This is a genomic window from Comamonas sp. wu1-DMT, assembly GCF_040187805.1.
GTDB classification, from domain to species: Bacteria; Pseudomonadota; Gammaproteobacteria; order Burkholderiales; family Burkholderiaceae_C; genus Comamonas; species Comamonas thiooxydans.
Genome location: NZ_JBANEM010000005.1, coordinates 59,574 through 76,151, shown reverse-complemented (window position 1 = coordinate 76,151; position 16,578 = coordinate 59,574). Strand labels below are relative to the sequence as shown.

Annotated in this window: 16 protein-coding genes and 1 pseudogene; 7 read left to right on the top strand and 10 right to left on the bottom strand. The window is 63.6% G+C overall.

Translation table 11 applies throughout. The features are described from left to right. Positions 1–56: 56 nt before the first annotated feature. From V8Z78_RS09545 to surE, 4 genes are read right to left on the bottom strand one after another with little or no spacing between them, the layout of a single operon-like run. A complete protein-coding gene (locus V8Z78_RS09545; RefSeq protein WP_039048788.1) occupies positions 57–1,115 on the bottom strand; it encodes an RluA family pseudouridine synthase in 1,059 nt (352 codons plus the stop codon). 2 nt (positions 1,116–1,117) lie between these two features. Further along, positions 1,118–1,978 (bottom strand): peptidoglycan DD-metalloendopeptidase family protein, encoded by an 861-nt coding sequence (locus tag V8Z78_RS09540; RefSeq protein WP_003063839.1) that lies wholly within the window; start codon positions 1,976–1,978, stop codon positions 1,118–1,120. Positions 1,979–1,991: 13 nt separating this feature from the next. Further along, the gene (locus V8Z78_RS09535; protein ID WP_034361763.1) at positions 1,992–2,777 is read right to left on the bottom strand and encodes a protein-L-isoaspartate(D-aspartate) O-methyltransferase; all 786 of its coding nucleotides are present in this window, start codon (positions 2,775–2,777) and stop codon (positions 1,992–1,994) included. Next, on the bottom strand, positions 2,774–3,559 hold the full coding sequence (surE, locus tag V8Z78_RS09530; RefSeq protein WP_349731284.1) for a 5'/3'-nucleotidase SurE: 786 nt from the start codon (positions 3,557–3,559) through the stop codon (positions 2,774–2,776). The genes V8Z78_RS09535 and surE overlap by 4 nt, the downstream gene beginning before the upstream one ends. A gap of 122 nt (positions 3,560–3,681) precedes the next feature. Here surE and V8Z78_RS09525 point away from each other — a divergent pair, with 122 nt between their 5' ends. The 3 genes from V8Z78_RS09525 to V8Z78_RS09515 all read left to right on the top strand — a co-directional run bounded on the left by V8Z78_RS09525 (position 3,682) and on the right by V8Z78_RS09515 (position 8,046). Next, positions 3,682–4,659, top strand: coding sequence for an NADPH:quinone oxidoreductase family protein (locus tag V8Z78_RS09525; protein ID WP_280041133.1), 978 nt, complete (start codon positions 3,682–3,684; stop codon positions 4,657–4,659). Positions 4,660–4,745: 86 nt separating this feature from the next. Continuing rightward, a complete protein-coding gene (locus V8Z78_RS09520; protein ID WP_046461977.1) occupies positions 4,746–6,353 on the top strand; it encodes an alkaline phosphatase D family protein in 1,608 nt (535 codons plus the stop codon). Positions 6,354–6,375: 22 nt separating this feature from the next. Continuing rightward, the gene (locus tag V8Z78_RS09515; protein WP_046461978.1) at positions 6,376–8,046 is read left to right on the top strand and encodes a phospholipase D family protein; all 1,671 of its coding nucleotides are present in this window, start codon (positions 6,376–6,378) and stop codon (positions 8,044–8,046) included. A gap of 1 nt (position 8,047) precedes the next feature. Here V8Z78_RS09515 and V8Z78_RS09510 read toward each other — a convergent pair whose 3' ends face one another. Beyond that, positions 8,048–9,427: an NAD(P)/FAD-dependent oxidoreductase gene (locus V8Z78_RS09510; protein ID WP_349731283.1), complete on the bottom strand. Its 1,380-nt coding sequence runs from the start codon at positions 9,425–9,427 to the stop codon at positions 8,048–8,050. Between the two features lie 386 nt (positions 9,428–9,813). Between V8Z78_RS09510 and V8Z78_RS09505 the strand changes: the two genes are divergently transcribed. The 3 genes from V8Z78_RS09505 to V8Z78_RS09495 all read left to right on the top strand — a co-directional run bounded on the left by V8Z78_RS09505 (position 9,814) and on the right by V8Z78_RS09495 (position 11,353). Further along, the gene (locus V8Z78_RS09505; protein ID WP_349731282.1) at positions 9,814–10,077 is read left to right on the top strand and encodes a ParD-like family protein; all 264 of its coding nucleotides are present in this window, start codon (positions 9,814–9,816) and stop codon (positions 10,075–10,077) included. Further along, the gene (gene map, locus V8Z78_RS09500; protein WP_349731281.1) at positions 10,074–10,880 is read left to right on the top strand and encodes a type I methionyl aminopeptidase; all 807 of its coding nucleotides are present in this window, start codon (positions 10,074–10,076) and stop codon (positions 10,878–10,880) included. Before V8Z78_RS09505 ends, map begins: the two co-directional genes overlap by 4 nt. 140 nt (positions 10,881–11,020) lie before the next feature. Continuing rightward, positions 11,021–11,353 (top strand): SMR family transporter, encoded by a 333-nt coding sequence (locus V8Z78_RS09495; RefSeq protein WP_003063858.1) that lies wholly within the window; start codon positions 11,021–11,023, stop codon positions 11,351–11,353. Here the strand turns inward: V8Z78_RS09495 and V8Z78_RS09490 are convergent. The 5 genes from V8Z78_RS09490 to V8Z78_RS09470 form a co-directional block, all read right to left on the bottom strand. After that, complete coding sequence (locus tag V8Z78_RS09490; protein WP_012839187.1) at positions 11,347–12,039, bottom strand: alpha/beta hydrolase; 693 nt, start codon at positions 12,037–12,039, stop codon at positions 11,347–11,349. The genes V8Z78_RS09495 and V8Z78_RS09490 overlap by 7 nt on opposite strands. Before the next feature lie 195 nt (positions 12,040–12,234). Continuing rightward, a complete protein-coding gene (gene arfB, locus V8Z78_RS09485) occupies positions 12,235–12,645 on the bottom strand; it encodes an alternative ribosome rescue aminoacyl-tRNA hydrolase ArfB (RefSeq protein WP_349731280.1) in 411 nt (136 codons plus the stop codon). Further along, positions 12,642–13,580 (bottom strand): alpha/beta fold hydrolase, encoded by a 939-nt coding sequence (locus tag V8Z78_RS09480; RefSeq protein WP_349731279.1) that lies wholly within the window; start codon positions 13,578–13,580, stop codon positions 12,642–12,644. Before V8Z78_RS09480 ends, arfB begins: the two co-directional genes overlap by 4 nt. Further along, positions 13,574–14,017, bottom strand: coding sequence for a type II 3-dehydroquinate dehydratase (gene aroQ / locus V8Z78_RS09475; protein WP_003063863.1), 444 nt, complete (start codon positions 14,015–14,017; stop codon positions 13,574–13,576). The genes V8Z78_RS09480 and aroQ overlap by 7 nt, the downstream gene beginning before the upstream one ends. Positions 14,018–14,151: 134 nt before the next feature. Next, positions 14,152–14,487: a hypothetical protein gene (locus V8Z78_RS09470; RefSeq protein ID WP_057092766.1), complete on the bottom strand. Its 336-nt coding sequence runs from the start codon at positions 14,485–14,487 to the stop codon at positions 14,152–14,154. A gap of 226 nt (positions 14,488–14,713) precedes the next feature. Between V8Z78_RS09470 and V8Z78_RS09465 the strand changes: the two are divergent. Continuing rightward, positions 14,714–16,532: pseudogene (locus tag V8Z78_RS09465) on the top strand (glutamine--tRNA ligase/YqeY domain fusion protein). The last annotated feature ends 46 nt before the right edge of the window (positions 16,533–16,578 follow it).

Genomic DNA, 16,578 nt, shown 5'->3' with positions numbered 1-16,578 from the left:
GACGCCTGATTCTAAGAAGAGAGGGAAGCGCCCCAAAGATGCCATGCGAGTGATGGTCAGAGGCTTTCCGGCAGATTGTAACGCAGACCCCATAAATCCAGTGCACCGGCCATGTCTTGTGGCAGCGGCGCATAGTGGACCAGCGGCTTTTTCGTCACAGGGTGCTCAAAGGCCAGCCTGAAGGCATGCAGTGCCTGGCGCTCCAGTCCGCCCTCGGGCTGGCCGCCATACAGCGTATCGGCTATCAGCGGATGACCGAGCGACGCCATGTGCACCCGGATCTGGTGCGTGCGGCCGGTGTGCAGCGTGCAGCGCACCAGGCTATGCGCTGCATCGCCATCGAGCAGATCGAAGTCGGTACGCGCCTGCTTGCCGGGGTGCAGATTCAGATCCACCACCGCCATGCGCAGGCGATTGCGCGGGTCACGGCCGATCGGCGCATCGACTTCGCGGCGCTTGCGGCTGCCCCATTGCTTGTGGGCAAGTGCCAGATACTGGCGACTCACCTCACGTGCAGCGATCATCTTGATGAGCGCATCCATGGTGCTTCGATTGCGCGCCACCACCATCAAACCGCTGGTGTCCTTGTCCAGCCGGTGAACAATGCCGGCGCGCGGCACCTGGCGCGCTTTTTCGTCACGCGCCAGCAGGCCGTTGAGCAGCGTGCCCGTCCAGTTGCCGGGCGCCGGATGCACCACCAGACCCGCAGGCTTGTTGATGACCAGCAGATCCTCGTCCTCATAGACCACCTGCAAATCCATGGTCTCGGGCTGGAAAGCCATGCTTTGCTGGGTGGGGCGCATTTCCACGCGCAGGCGGTCGCCCACGGCCACCTTGACCGAAGGCTTGAGCAGAACCTTGCCGTTGAGCGTGACTGCACCGTCGGCCAGCAACTGCTGCAGATAGCTGCGCGAGAACTCGGACACCCCCAGCGCCAGCACCTTGTCCACACGCTGACCATGATGCTCGGTGCCGACCATGAGCTCTCGGTTCTCGACCTCGGCCGAGGCAATGGCGTCTTCGGCTGCTTCGTCCCAGCTCTGCTCGACCGCGTCAGAAGGCACAAGCCCCTGCGGGGCAGGGGCTTGTGCGGCTTGCTTGCGTTGCGAGGCCATGCTCAACGCGAAGGCAGATAACGCGAAGGATCGACAGGCTTGCCCTGGCGACGCACCTCGAAGTGCAGCTTGACGCGATCGGCATCGGTGCTGCCCATCTCGGCAATCTTCTGCCCCTTCTTCACGGCCTGATCTTCCTTGACCAGCAGAGACTGGTTGTGGGCGTAGGCGGTCAGATAGGTGTTGTTGTGCTTGAGGATGATGAGATTGCCGTAGCCACGCAGGCCGGCACCGGCATACACCACACGGCCATCGGCCGCAGCCAGCACGGGATCGCCGGCCTTGCCGCTGATGTCGTAGCCCTTGTTGCGCTGCTCGTCGAAGCCGGCAATCAACGAGCCGCTGGCAGGCCAGATGAAGTTCACATCATCGGCGCCCTTGGCAGCAGGCGCCGGGCTTGTTGCAGGCGTGGATGGCACTGGCGTTGCGCTTGCAGCCGGGGGAGTCACGGGTGTGGTCGTCGTTGCGGCGCTGCCACCGCCCACAACCACGGGCGCGACACCGCGACCCGAACCGGACGAGGCGACAGGCGCCTCGCGTCCGGGCGGCACCACACGCACCACCTGACCGACTTCAATCACGTTGGGATTGTCCAGATTGCTCCAGCGAGCAATGTCCTTCCAGCTCTGGCCGTGCTCCAGACCAATCCTGATCAGAGTGTCGCCAGGCTTGATGGTGTAGTAACCCGGCTTGCCGGCATTTTCAGCGCCGGGCAGCGACTTGACGTCCACAGTTGAAGACGAGGAGGCCGACTGTCCGCGATCCTCCACAGGAGCCCTGTTTGCCTGGGCAGCACAACCGGCCAGGATGACACCTGCCAGCACGGCCGTTCCCCATGCACCAAGACTTCGCGATACCAACATAAGCTATTCCCTTCTAGGCGATCCCCGATTTTAGAGGGACAAAGTTGACTGCTTCCAAAACTGTCTGCGTAAAACCGTGTGAACTCTTGTCAATCACCAGCAGTGCCTGCTTACCCGCACCCACCACGACCGGAGCCACCAGACGCCCGCCCACCGCCAGTTGATCACACCACTCTTGCGGCACCACATCACCTCCGGCAGCGGAGATGATGCCCGCATAGGGCGCGCCACTGGCAAAACCCACCATGCCGTCACCGAGGATCAGATGCACATTGGACAGGCGCATGGGGCGCAGATGACCGCGCGCCTTCTCGTGCAGGCCACGCAGCCGCTCTATCGAATAAACCTCTTTGGTGAGCATGGACAGCACGGCCGCCTGGTAGCCGCAACCGGTGCCGATCTCCAGCACGCGCCCTTGCCCGTTTCGGGCCGCATCGGAGTCGAGCAGCAGCTCGATCATGCGGGCCACGATGCTGGGTTTGGAGATGGTCTGGCCGAGGCCGATAGGCAGGCTGGTGTCTTCGTAGGCCTGATTGACCAGAGCACTGTCGACAAAGCGGTGACGCTCCACCGTGGCCATGGCCTGCAGCACGGCAGGGTTGCTGACGCCGGCCGCACCGATGCGCTGGGCCATGCGGGCACGCACCGTGGATGAGTCCAGCCCCACGCCCACCGGCGAGGCGGCCACACGCAAGGGATTGATGGGCTTGGGAGCAACGGGCGGCCGTGCCGCGCCGGTGCCCGTCTGCACCGAGCGTGCAATCCAGCCCGGGACCTGAGGCGGACGACGCTCGCTCACGATGCGGCCGCCGATGTGTTGGATGGCCCCGCCAGCCTGCTGGCCGTCTGCGCCCAATAGCCAAGGTTTTCATGATCGGTCAGATCCACCTTGAGCGGCGTCATGGAGACATGGCCGTGGGCCGTGGCATGGAAGTCCGTGCCTTCGGAGTCGTCCTTTGCGGCGCCGGCACTGCCGATCCAGTACATGGTCTCGCCACGCGGACTTTGCTGCTGAATGGCCTGTTCGGCCGCATGACGGCGCCCCAGGCGACACAGCTTGACACTTTTGAGTGCATGCAGCGGCATATTGGGAATATTCACGTTCAGCAGCCAGGGAGCTTTACCGATCAGCTGCTGGGCCTGCATCTCCTGAACCATCTGACGGGCTGTGGCAGCCGCCGCTTCCAGCTCGGCCCAGCCCTTGTCCACCTGCGAGAAGGCAATCGAGGGAATGCCGAACAGATAGCCTTCCATGGCCGCGCCCACGGTGCCCGAGTAAATCGTGTCGTCGCCCATGTTGGCGCCGTTGTTGATGCCCGAGACCACCAGATCGGGCCGGTAGCCAAGCAGGCCGGTCAACGCGATATGCACGCAGTCTGCAGGCGTGCCGTTCACATAGCGAAAGCCGTTATAGGCCTGGTGCACATACAGCGGTGCATTCAGCGTCAAGGCATTGGACTTGGCGCTGTTGTTGTGCTCGGGCGCCACCACTTCGACGTCTGCCACGGTGCGCAGCGCATCGTGCAGGGCCACGATGCCTGGGGCCTGGAAGCCATCGTCATTGCAAATAAGAATCTTCATGGATGAGGCGGATTGTAGGCGGCTCCAAGGTCACGACAGAGACACGCGGCATTCGCACCACACTTCTATCATCTGCGAGCCGATTCCCCCAATCTCACCTCAAGAAGATCAGGAGACAAGATATGCACGCATGGCTTTGCACCACACCCACCGGCGTCGAGACTCTGAAGTGGACCGAGCAGCCCACGCCACAGCCCGGCCCCGGCCAGGTGCTGCTGGAAGTCAAGGCCGCCAGCCTGAACTTTCCCGATCTGCTGATCGTGCAGAACAAATACCAGATCAAGCCTCCCCTGCCCTTTGTGCCGGGCTCGGAATATGCCGGCGTGGTGCAGGCCGTGGGCGAAGGGGTCAAACATCTCAAGCCAGGCCAGCATGTGGCCTGTCTTTCGGGCACGGGCGGGTTCGCCACGCATGCGCTGGCACCCGCTTCCATGTGCATGCCGCTGCCGGCCGACTTCCCCTTTGTCGATGCCGCAGCCTTCATCATGACCTATGCCACCTCCCACCATGCGCTCATGGACCGAGGTCAGCTCAAGGCCGGCGAGACCGTACTCGTGCTGGGCGCGGCGGGCGGCGTGGGCACGGCAGCCATACAGATTGCCAAGGCGGCCGGTGCCCGGGTGATTGCCGCTGCCTCCACCGACGAGAAATGTGCGCTGTGCAAGGCCCAGGGCGCAGACCTCACCATCAACTACAGCCAGGGCGATCTGCGTGAAGCCATCAAGGCAGCGACAGACGGCAAGGGACCCGACGTGATCTACGATCCCGTAGGCGGCGATTTTGCCGAACCTGCCTTCCGCTCCATTGCCTGGCGCGGCCGCTATCTGATCATCGGATTTGCCTCCGGACCCATCCCCTCGCTGCCGCTGAACCTGCCTCTGCTCAAGGGCGCTTCCCTGGTCGGCGTGTTCTGGGGCGATTTCGCCAAGCGCGAGCCTCAGAACAATGCCGCCATGATGCAGGAGCTGTCTCAATGGTGGGCCCAAGGCAGGATCAAGCCCGTAATCGACCGCACCATGCCCATGAGCGAGCTCTTCGCCGCCTATGAGCGCATGGGCTCGCGCCAGGTACAGGGCAAGCTGGTGCTGGTCAACGCGTAAAGCTGCGGTAAACCGCGGCGATGCCTGTGGGGTCGGGGAGATACTTCCAGCCACGGGCTACAAAACCCCAACACCGCAGCATCGCCATGTTTTCTCCTCTTCACGCGCCTGCGCCGGATCGCCGTCGCTTTCTGATTGCCTCCAGCCTTGCCACGGCCGTGGGCGCCCTGCCCGCCTGGGTCCGTGCCACGGAATCACTGGCCCACAACCCGTTCACCCTGGGAGTGGCCAGCGGCGACCCGGAGCCCGACAACATCCTGATCTGGACGCGGCTGACAGCGCCTCTGGCCTATCTGGGCACAGCGGTCGCGCCAGACCTGGCAGCACAGACCGTGCATTGGGAAGTGGCGCACGATGCCCAGTTCCGCCAGGCCGTGGCCCATGGGCAGACCCAGGCCAGGGCTGAATGGGGCCATGCCGTCCATGTGCAGGTCAACGGCCTGAGTCCGGACCGCTGGTATTTCTACCGCTTCCGCTGTGGCGACGCCTTCAGCACCACCGCACGCTGCCGTACCGCCCCGGCGCCCGGAGCCGATGTGCGCAAGCTGCGCCTGGCCGTAGCCTCCTGCCAGCGCTGGGAACACGGCTTCTACAGTGCCTGGGCCGACGCCGCGCAGGCCTCGCCCGATCTGGTGCTGTTTCTCGGCGACTACATCTATGAATATGCGCAGCCGGCCAAGCCCGATGGACTGGCGCGTGCGCAGCCGCTGCGTACCGCCCAGACCTTGCAGGACTACCGCGACCGCTATGCGCTGCACAAAAGCGATGCTCATCTGCAGGCCGCCCATGCCGCGTGCAACTGGTCCGTCATCTGGGACGATCATGAGGTTGAAAACGACTATGTAGCCCAGTACGGGCGAGGGGACAGTGCTCACTTTCTGGCAAGACGCATGGCGGCCTGGCAGGCTTTCTACGAAAACATGCCGCTGCGTGACAGTGCATTGCAGCGCAACTTTCAAGGCCTGGCGCTGTACCGCTGCCTGCAGTGGGGCAAGCTCGCCAGACTGCATCTGCTGGACGGCCGCCAGTACCGCGATCTGCAGGCCTGCCGCCCGGAGGGCAAGGCCAGCACCGGCACCGTGGACCCGGCCGAATGTCCCGCCCTGCAAGATCCGGCGCGCAGCTTTCTGGGCTGGGATCAGGAGCGCTGGCTGGCCCGGCAGTTGCAGGACGATGCACGCGAGAGGGTCGACGCCACCCGCTGGAGCACCGTGGTGCAGACCACCTTGTTCTCGGCCCGCAAGCATCCCAATGGCAGGCAGTCGACCGACAGCTGGGACGGCTACCCTCAGGCCCGCCAGCGCCTGGTACGCCAGATTGCAGAAAGCCAGCCGCGCAACAGCGTGCTGCTCGGCGGGGACATTCACCAGAACTATGTCTGCGCCATTGCGGCCCAGGCCGATCAGGCTCCGGACAGAGTCAATCCGGTGATTGCCAGCGAGTTCTGCGGCACCTCCATCAGCTCGCACAGCGGCACCACACAAGCCAGGGTCGATGCCATCGTGGCCCACAACCCTCAGGTGCTTTTCGCGCGCTGCGAGGAGCGCGGCTACAGCCTCGTGGATATCACGCCGCAGTCCATGACCACGGAGCTGCGCGCCGTGAGCAACCCGCTCCACGCCGACAGCAGCCTCTATACGCTGGCACGCTTTGTGGTCGAGGACCGCCGCCCCGGTCCTGTGAAGATCGCCTGATGCGCTGCGGCATACTCGGGTCATGCAAAACACACAGGCCTCGAGACCCGAACTTCCCCTGTGGCGCGGTACGGCGGCCGCCCTTCTGATCGCGGGGCTGCTCACAGGCTGCGGCCTGCCTCCCCTGCCGGATCGCATGGCCAGCGAGGCCCTGAGCGCCGAGCAGGCCCTGCAAACCCGGCTCGGCCAGGCGCTGGCGCCGCTGCAGCAGGCACATCCTGGGCAGAGCGGCATCCATATGCTGGCCGATGCCCATGACGCCTATGCCGCCCGCGCCCTGCTGGCCCGAGCCGCGCAGCGCACGCTCGATGTGCAGTACTACATCTGGCGCAACGACACCACCGGCCATTTGCTGCTCGATGAGCTGCTGCTTGCGGCAGACCGCGGCGTGCGCGTGCGCCTGCTCTTGGACGATGGCGGCACCGGCGGCATGGACGCCACCCTGGCCGCCCTGGACCAGCACCCTCTAATCGAGGTGCGGCTATTCAACCCCTTCGCCCTGCGCACGCCCAAGGCGATTGGCTATGTGACGGACTTCGCACGCACCCAGCGGCGCATGCACAACAAGAGCTACACGGCCGACTCCTCCGCCACCATCGTGGGCGGGCGCAATATCGGCGACGAGTACTTTGCCGCATCCGACGGCGTGCTGTTCGCCGACCTCGATGTGGTGGCCACAGGCTCGGTGGTGGGCGAGGTGGCAGCGGAATTCGACCGTTACTGGAACAGTCCCTCCGCCTACCCTGCAGCCAGCCTGCTGCCCGCCATGCCACAGCAGGCCGTGGACAAGGTCTATGCAGGCCTGCACGCCGATGTGAATCGCCCCGAATCACAGGCCTATGCGCAGGCCGTCAGCCGCAGCCGCTTCAGCACCGATTTGCTGGCAGGTCAACTGCCGCTGCAATGGGCCGAGACCACCCTGGTCAGCGACGACCCGGCCAAGGTCCTGCGCGAAGCCGCGCCCGAGGACTTGCTGCTGTCCCAGCTCCAGCCTGTGATTGGCCAGCCACAGCAGTTGCTGGAAGTGGTGTCGCCCTATTTCGTGCCCACCCAGGCTGGAGTCGACGCCTTTGGCCATCTGCGCCAGCAAGGTGTGCGGGTGCGCATTCTGACCAATAGCCTGGAAGCGACCGATGTGGCCGTGGTGCATGCCGGCTACGAGAAATACCGCAAGCCGCTGCTGAAAATGGGCGTGGAACTCTACGAGATGCGCCGCCAGATCGATCTGCGCAACCAGCCCGCAGCCAACGAGCCGGACAAGACACCAAGGAGCGAGCCTGCCGAAAAGACTCCCAAGCGCGAAGCCCCCTCACCTGCAGCGCTGAGCGGCAGCTCCGCCACCACGGGCAGTTCGGGCGCCAGCCTGCATGCCAAGACCTTCGCGGTCGACGGCAAGCAGCTCTTTGTCGGCTCCTTCAACTTCGATCCGCGCTCGGCCATGCTCAACACCGAAATGGGCGTGGTCATCAAAGACCCGGCCTTGAGCCAGCAGGTCAGCACCTCGCTGGATCAACATCTGCCGTACATGGCCTACAAGGTGCAACTGGACGCGCAGGGCGGGCTGAGCTGGACGGGCCAGAGTCCGCAGCCGCCCCATGAAGCCCAGACCTTCAGTGCCGACCCCGGCACCAGTTGGTGGCAGCGCTTCATGGTGCGGGTGCTGAGCTGGCTGCCCATCGAAGGATTTTTGTAACTCAGTCCAGGCGGATGGAGGGCCTCAGCCGCGCGTTCATCAGGTCGATCAGCCACAGCAGGCCGCCGCGCCAGAAGCCGTAAAGCCGCGCCTGGTGCGAGCGGTACAGCATGATGTGGCTGAGCATGGCCATGCGGCCGCGGATCACGCCGCCGTTAAACAGGCCGAACTTGCCCAGCGAGCCATAGGCGTCGTAATGCGCAAGCGACACCAGGGCTCCAAAGTCACGATAGGCAAAGCCTACGGGTTTGGCACCGGGACGCTCCAGCACATGAGGCAGAGTCTCGATCAGATAGCGGGCTTGCTGGTGGGCAACCTGGGCCGTGGGAGGCAAAGCCTCCTGCTTGCCCGGCAAGGTATAGCTGGCGCAGTCGCCCAGGGCATAGATATCGGGGTCGCTGGTCTGCATCTCGTCATTGACCAGCAGTTGATTGCTGCGCGTGGTCTGCAAACCCAGCTGCATCAAGAATTCCGGGGCCTTTACCCCCGCAGCCCAGACACGCAGGCTGGCAGGAATCAGCTCGCCATTGGCCAGCTCGAAGCCTTGCTCGGTCGCACGGCTGACGCGGCCGCCGACGATCACGGAAACGCCCAGGGCCTGCAGCCGCACACGCGTAGCTTCGGAGATCTCCTCGGGAAAACTGGGCAGCAGGCGCGAGCCGGCCTCGATCAGCACGATGCGGAACTTGGCGGCCTCGCCCAAGGCGCCGTAGGCCGTGGCACTCTCTGCAAGCTGAACCAGCTCCGCCGCAAGCTCTACCCCGGTGGCGCCGCCGCCCACGATGGCGACCTGCAACTGCTCGCCACTGGTCATGCAGCGCACCATGCGCAGCCGGATTTCCTGGTTGAAGGCATCGGCCTTGCGGCGCGAATCGATCATGAAGCAATGCTCATGCACGCCGGGCGTGCCGAAGTCGTTGGCACCGCTGCCCACCGCAATCACCAGCTTGTCATAGGCAAGACGCCGCCCCGCCACCAGCTCGCGACCATCGGGGGCATAAATAGGGGCCAGCAGAATCTCGCGTGCCTCACGGTCCAGGCCGCACATCTCGCCGGGCTGGTAGGCAAAGTCGGCATCGGTAGCCTGGGCGAGATAAGTGGTCTGCTGCTGGGCCAGGTCACGGGTGCCGGCAGCAATCGTGTGCAGCATGGGCTTCCAGACATGGGCGGAGTCGCTGTCCACCAGCGTCACCGTGTCAATGCTCTCGCTCTTGAGCTTGCCCAGGGCTGTGGCCACCTCCAGCCCCGCCACGCCACCGCCCACGACCACGATGCGGGCCGCATGCCCATCACGTGGATGCGGTGGCTTGCGGGCTTGCTGCCCCTGAGACTCGATGATGGGCCGCTCGCCCTGCTCTGCTTGACTGACTGCGTTTTCCATGAACGACCCTGACTCTGCGTCTGTTGTGACCGAACGCCAGAACATCCCAAGATGTCTGGCACGCATTGATTGTTCTTCAATTTTTATAGCAGGAAACTCAATATGGACAAGGCAAATACTGATGATATATATCTTTTATAAGACTTGAACGGCACGAATACCAGGCTTGCCTCAAAAGCTTTCAGTTTTCTGAATGACCCTGGCTGCAAGCAATGCCAATCAAGCGTAGCGCGCTATCAACTTCTTGAGCGCCATGTCGTACGACATGGCCTTAAAACCCCATTCGACGAACAGCGCTTGTCAAGCAGCGGCAAAACCGCGGCTTCAACCATGCAATTTGCGTTTGTCAATATACGAAACGTATACAGACCTTATGATGCTCGGCCATGGGAATCGTCAAAATTTCAGACCAGTTGCACGACCAGATTCGTGTCTCCAGCGCGGCCCTCGGCCGCTCCATCAATGCCCAGGCCGAGCACTGGCTGCGTGTAGGCCAGCTGGCCGAGCATCACCCCCAGCTCAATTACGAAGGCATCTGCGCCCTGCTGCTGCAACAAGCCGAGCGTGAGCTGCAGCCTGCCAGCGCCCATGACGCCGACACAGTCGTGCGCCGCCCCCGTCCTGTGCGCCTGGTAGGAGGCATGCAATGAAGCGCGGCAAACAGAAAGTCGTACCCATTCATGACGCCACCGACATCTACCTCTCGCGCAAGGCCGGCGGCCTGGCCGCCAAGGTGCTGGCCATGCTCACCCCTCATGTGCAGCCCGGCGTAAGCACAGAGGAACTGGACAAGATCTGCCACGACTACATCGTCAACGAGCTGAAATGCACTCCCACCAATGTGGGCTACTATGGTTTTCCCAAAACCGTGTGCACCTCCGTCAACCATGTGGTCTGCCACGGCATCCCCGATAGCAAGCAGGTCCTCAAGGATGGCGACATCATCAATGTCGACGTCGCAGTAACCACGCCCGAGGGCTGGATCGGCGACACCAGCCGCATGTACTACGTGGGCCAGCCCAGCAATCTGGCCAGGCGCCTGGTCAACACCACCTATGAAGCGCTGGTGGCCGGCATCCGCGCCGTCAAGCCCGGGGCCACGCTGGGCGATGTAGGCCATGCCATCCAGACCGTGGCCCAGCGCGAACGCTTTTCCATCGTGCGCGAGTACTGCGGTCACGGAATCGGCAAGGTCTATCACGACGAGCCCCAGGTGCTGCACTACGGCACGCCCGGTCAGGGCCTGACGCTGCAGCCCGGCATGATCTTCACCATCGAGCCCATGCTCAACGCCGGCAAGGCCGCCACGCGCGAACTGGCGGACGGTTGGACCGTGATCACCAATGACAAATCGCTCTCCGCCCAGTGGGAGCATATGGTGCTGGTGACGGAGACCGGATTTGAGGTGCTGACCCCCTGGCCCGAAGGCACAGGCGACTACCCTGCCATCTGATCAAGCGCGGCGAACCGCGCGTATTGCCCTGGGCGAGGTGCGCACAGCCGCTGGATTTTGGCAATAACGGCCAGAAGCGGTCCGGGGTCTTGGAACCAGGCTGGAAACAGCCCGGCCCCAGCCGCACTAAAGTGCCCGGCATGACAAATTACCTGTATCTGGGCCTGGCCATCATCTGCGAGGTGATTGCCACCTCCTTCCTCGCCAGGTCGGAGGGCTTCTCCAGGCTCGGCCCCACCGCTGTTGCCCTGGTCGGCTATGCGATTTCTTTCTATCTGCTGTCGCTGACGCTGCGTACCGTGCCCACGGGCGTGGCCTATGCAATCTGGTCCGGCGTGGGCATCGTGCTGGTCTCGGCCGTCGCCTATTTCTGGCAGGGCCAGAAGCTCGATGCCCCCGCTCTGGCCGGCATGGCCATGATTGTCGGCGGCGTGCTGGTAATCAATCTGTTTTCAAAGACCGCCGGTCACTGATCGCCATCGCTGCTGAAGTCATCTGCTGACTGCGTCAGATCCTGCAGCCACTGCATGCTGGCGCGCAGTTCCTCGGGCCGGATCTCATGGGCGCCCGGATATTCGTGATAGCTCAGTTGCAAGGGCAAGGAGGCCAGACGGTCACGCACGGCATGGGCGCTGGTCAGCGGAATCACATTGTCATAAGTCCCGTGGCTGACCCAGGCCGACTTGCCCTCGAATGCGGCAGCGGGCGCGTGCAGCGACGCGATCTCGGGCAATAGACGGCTGTGCCAGACCAGTGCGGCACGCAAGGTCTGGGGCTGGGTCAGCAACTGGCTCAGGCTCATGATGCCGCCCTGGCTGAAGCCTCCCAGCACCACCCGCTCGGGCGGAATGTCCAGCTGCTGCGCGGCCTGCTCCACCGTCTGCTGTAGCAAGATACGCGCCTGCTGCTCCTGCGGCACATTGATATGGCGCGTACCATCGGCATCCACAGTGAACTGAAACCAGGCATAAGCCCCCATGCCCATGGCAAAGGGCGCACGCAGACTGAGCACATGAAATTGCGGCGGCACATAGGGCACCAGGCCGAACAGGTCCTGCTCATTGCTGCCCACGCCATGCATGAGCACCAGCAGCCAGGCAGGCCGGCCGGCGTCAAGCTGCGCGGGCCGCTCCAGATAAGTCAAAGGCAATGTGCTCATGGACAACTCCCGAAGGCAGCACGGAATTTGATGGGAAACAGGCTGTAGCGCTTTTGCATTCTGCGACTGCAGCTATCAAAACAATATAGCGCAGACCCGCAGCCGGCTGACCGATCCGCACCCGGCCCGACAGGGTACGCGCATGCCTTTTGATACAGTTGACTGGCCTAAGCGTGGCGTTGCCGCTACACAAGCTCAGTCATGCACCCGCTCGCGCAATGCCTTGATGCCGGAGCGCAGGCTTTTGCCCTGCAGGCGTCTTTGCTGCGAGCCCCAGGTCGGCTTGGTGGGCTTGCGCGGGCGTGGCGGCCTGGCAACCGTGGCCACCAACGCATTGAGGCGCTGCAGCCCATCCCACAGGTTGTGCTCCTGAGTGCGGTATTTTTGCGCCTTGATGACCACCACTCCATCGGTGGTGATGCGCGAGTCGCCCAAAGCCAGCAAGCGCTGCTGCACATCGACCGGCAGACGCGATGCCCGAATATCAAAGCGCAGATGCACGGCGCTGGCCACCTTGTTCACATTCTGGCCACCCGGGCCTTGAGCGCGCACGGCGCTCCATTGCACATCGGCTTCGGTCAGCTCGAAGGCGGCCGCATTGCTCACGATAGAGCCTCCTGCAGCGTAGCGCAGAAGGTGGCCGGATCCTCGTGCTGTACCCAATGGCCGACGTTCCGCATCACCTGCCAGTCCAGCGCCCCCAGGCACTGCCGCTGCATCAGCAGTTGCAGCTCGGCCAGGCAACCCGCATACAGAGGGTCATGCTCACCATAGATCGCCGCCACCGGCACTTTGATACGGGTCAGAGCTCGGGCCAGCACATCGGTGCGCGACAGCCGTCTGCGCGGCAGCCGGTCACGCGCCACATTGCGCGCATGCAGCGCCAGCGTTTCCTCATCGATCAGCGCCGCATCATGCAGCATGAGGGCCGCGATATTGTGGCGATGGGCCTGCATCTGGGCCTCCAGCCCCTGCAGGTGGCGCCAGCCCAGCAGGCGCACGCTGCGTCCTTCGGTCATTCCCATGCCGGGAGCGCCGACCACCACCAGCCTCCGGGCCAGTTCCGGATGCTCGGCGGCCAGCAGACCGGCAGTCATGCCGCCAAAGGAAAAACCGACCAGATCGCAGACCGGATCCGAATCGGCATTGCCCAGCAGTTGCCGGATGCCATAGGCCAGGGGCTCCAGCATGGTGTCCACATCCATGCCCCCGGGCACGCCATCGGATTCGCCAAAACCCGGCAGATCGGCCAGCCACAGGCTGTAGCCCGCCTCGGTCAGCGGCTGAATCACGCGCAACCAATGCGTCCAGCTACCGCTGCCGCCATGCAGCAGCACCAGCGGCAGGCCGCGCTGCGCCACCCCGGCCGGGGGCTGCCAGCCATGCCAGATCATCGCGCCGCTGTCGGCAGCTTCTCCAAGCCGGGTCTGCACGCGCTGCGCCGTGGCCTGCAACCGGGCAATCGCCGGTGGCACGTCGACACCCTGCTCCTGCGAGACCTGCTCCAGCGAACAGGCTGCTTCAACCGCCGATGTCACCACTGCGCCACCGCATCGATGGCCAGACCGTAGCCTGCCACGCCGAAGCCGCACATCACGGCGCGCGCCGTGGCCGACAGATAGGAATGATGGCGAAAGCTCTCACGCGCATGGACATTGCTGATGTGCAACTCCACCAGCGGCACGGCCGTGCCCTTGACGGCATCGAGAATTGCCACACTGGTATGGGTGTAGGCCGCTGCATTCATGATCAGCGCCTGCAACTCCCCCTTGGCGTGCAACCGGCCTGCCTCGTGAATCCAGTCCACCAGCTCGCCCTCATGGTTGCTCTGGCGGAACTCCAGCTTCAGGCCATGGCGCAGGCAAGCTTCCTCGCAGAGCTTCTGGACATCGGCCAACGTGGCCGATCCATAGATGCCGGGTTCGCGCATGCCCAGCAGATTGAGATTGGGGCCATTGAGGACGTAGACGGTTTTCACGGAAGCACTCTCCTGATTTTTGAGGACTGCCCGGATTATGCGAGCGCTGCAACCGACCCGCAGGCATAAAAAAAACGGCTGCCTGGGCAGCCGTCCGTGGTGCAGAGTCTTTCAGGGCTCTGTCATCGATGTCATCAACGATAGTGATGATGATGGCGATGACCACGCCAGCGCGGGCCGCCACCGTAATAGACCGGGCCGGGCACGACCATCACGGGTGCGGGACGATACACGGGCGGCGGCGGCGCGTAGTAGACCGGTGCCGGAGGCGCATAGTAGACAGGGCGCGGCGGCATATAGACCGGGGCCGGCGCCATATAGGGTGTGGCGTAAACGGGAGCGCCGACGCCCACGGCCACGCCGGGCACGCCGATGCCGACCGACAGGCTGACGCCGCCATGCGCCTGGGCGCCTGCTGCAGCCATCAGGCCGGCCACAACGATAGAGCCAGCGGCAAGCAGCTTGGCCATGCGGGGGGAAGTTGTTCTGGACATCACAATCTCTCCTCTGTTTATGAGTCACCGAGGGCAAGCCTGCAGATCTGTGCAGCGCCTTCGGCCCTTGGGGATATAACGTTTCAGAGTCCCGTCAGGATGGCACGGTTCCTCAAAAACATTGTGTCCAAATGCACACGAGGCAAAGCTGCAGTGTCCGCAGATCGACATGAGGTCATGGCAGCCGGCCTAAAATGGTGCAATGAGCTCTGCTGACGCCTCCAAATCCAACAACTCCGCCCCTGAAGCGGTCAAGCCCACCAACTTCCTGCGCCAGATTATCGAATCGGATCTGGACAAGGGCACTTATGCCACCCGTCACTGGGGCGGCGCGCCCGGCGATGCCCAGCATCACCAGAGCGGCCAGGTCGACGAAGCGAAGATCCGCACCCGCTTTCCGCCAGAGCCCAACGGCTATCTGCACGTGGGTCATGCCAAGTCCATCTGCCTGAACTTCGGTCTGGCCCGCGACTTCGGCGGCGTCTGCCATCTGCGCTTCGACGACACCAATCCCGAAAAGGAAGACCAGGAATATGTGGACGGCATCATCGATGCCGTGCGCTGGCTGGGCTTTGACTGGAAGGATGTCGACGGACACGAGAACCTCTACTTCGCCAGCAATTACTTCGACTTCATGTACCGCTGCGCGGTCTACCTGATCGAGCAAGGCCTGGCCTACGTGGACGAGCAGTCGGCCGACGAGATGAAGGCCAACCGCGGCGACTTCACCCGCCCCGGCGTGAACAGCCCTTTCCGCGACCGCTCCGCGGCCGAAAACCTGCAGCGCTTTGCCGACATGAAGGACGGCAAGCTGGCCGATGGCGCCGCCGTGCTGCGCGCCAAGATCGACATGGCCGCGCCCAATATCAATCTGCGCGACCCGGCCATCTATCGCGTGCGCCATGCCGAACACCACAACACCGGCAACCAGTGGTGCATCTACCCGATGTATACCTTTGCGCACCCCATCGAGGATGCCTACGAGCACATCACCCACTCCATATGCACACTGGAGTTCGAGGATCAGCGCCCCTTCTATGACTGGCTGCTGAACCATCTGCGCGAAGGCGGTCTGATCGACGCCCCCCCAGCCCCGCCAGTACGAGTTCTCGCGCCTGAACCTGACCTATGTGATCACCAGCAAGCGCAAGCTCAAGCATCTGGTGGACAACCAGTTCGTCACCGGCTGGGACGACCCGCGCATGCCCACCGTGGTCGGCCTGCGCCGCCGCGGCTACACGCCTGAGTCCATCCGCAACTTCTGCGAACGCATCGGCGTGACCAAGGACTACGCCTGGATCGACTACGGCACGCTGGACGGCTGCCTGCGTGAAGATCTGGAAAACAAGGCACACCGCGCCATGGTCGTGCTGGACCCGGTCAAGCTCGAACTCAGCAACTGGGCCGAGGTGTTTGGCAGCGCCGAACATCTGGAGGACTGCCACCTGCCCGCCCTACCCCACGCGGCAGAGGGTGAAGCTGTGCCAGAGCGCCGTTTCACCCTTGGCCGCGAAGTCTGGATCGAGCGCGAAGACTTTGCCGAAGTGCCGCCCAAGGGCTACAAGCGCCTGTTCCCCGGCAACAAGGTCCGCCTCAAGGGTGGCTATGTGATCGAATGCACGGGCGCCGAAAAGAACGTCGATGGCAATGTGACCAAGGTGCTGGCCACCGTGGTGCCCGACACCAAGAGCGGCACACCCGGAGCCGACAGCGTCAAGGTCAAGGCCGCCATCACCTGGGTGGGCGTGGCCGACGGCCTGCAGGCCGAAGTGCGCATGTACGACCGTCTGTTCACCGACCCGCAGCCCGATGCAGGCGGCAAGGACTTCCTGGCCCTGCTGAACCCCGACAGCCTGAAGGTCGTCACCGCCTATGTGGAGCCTTCGCTCAAGGCGGCCCTGGCTGACGACAAGTTCCAGTTCGAGCGTTTTGGCTATTTTGTGGCCGACCGCAAGGATCACCGCAGCGACAAGCCCGTGTTCAACAAGATCACCGGACTCAAGGACAGCTGGGGCAAGTAAACGCTCCAGCCAGTTTCAGCAAGGCTGCCAGGATTCACTGGCAGCC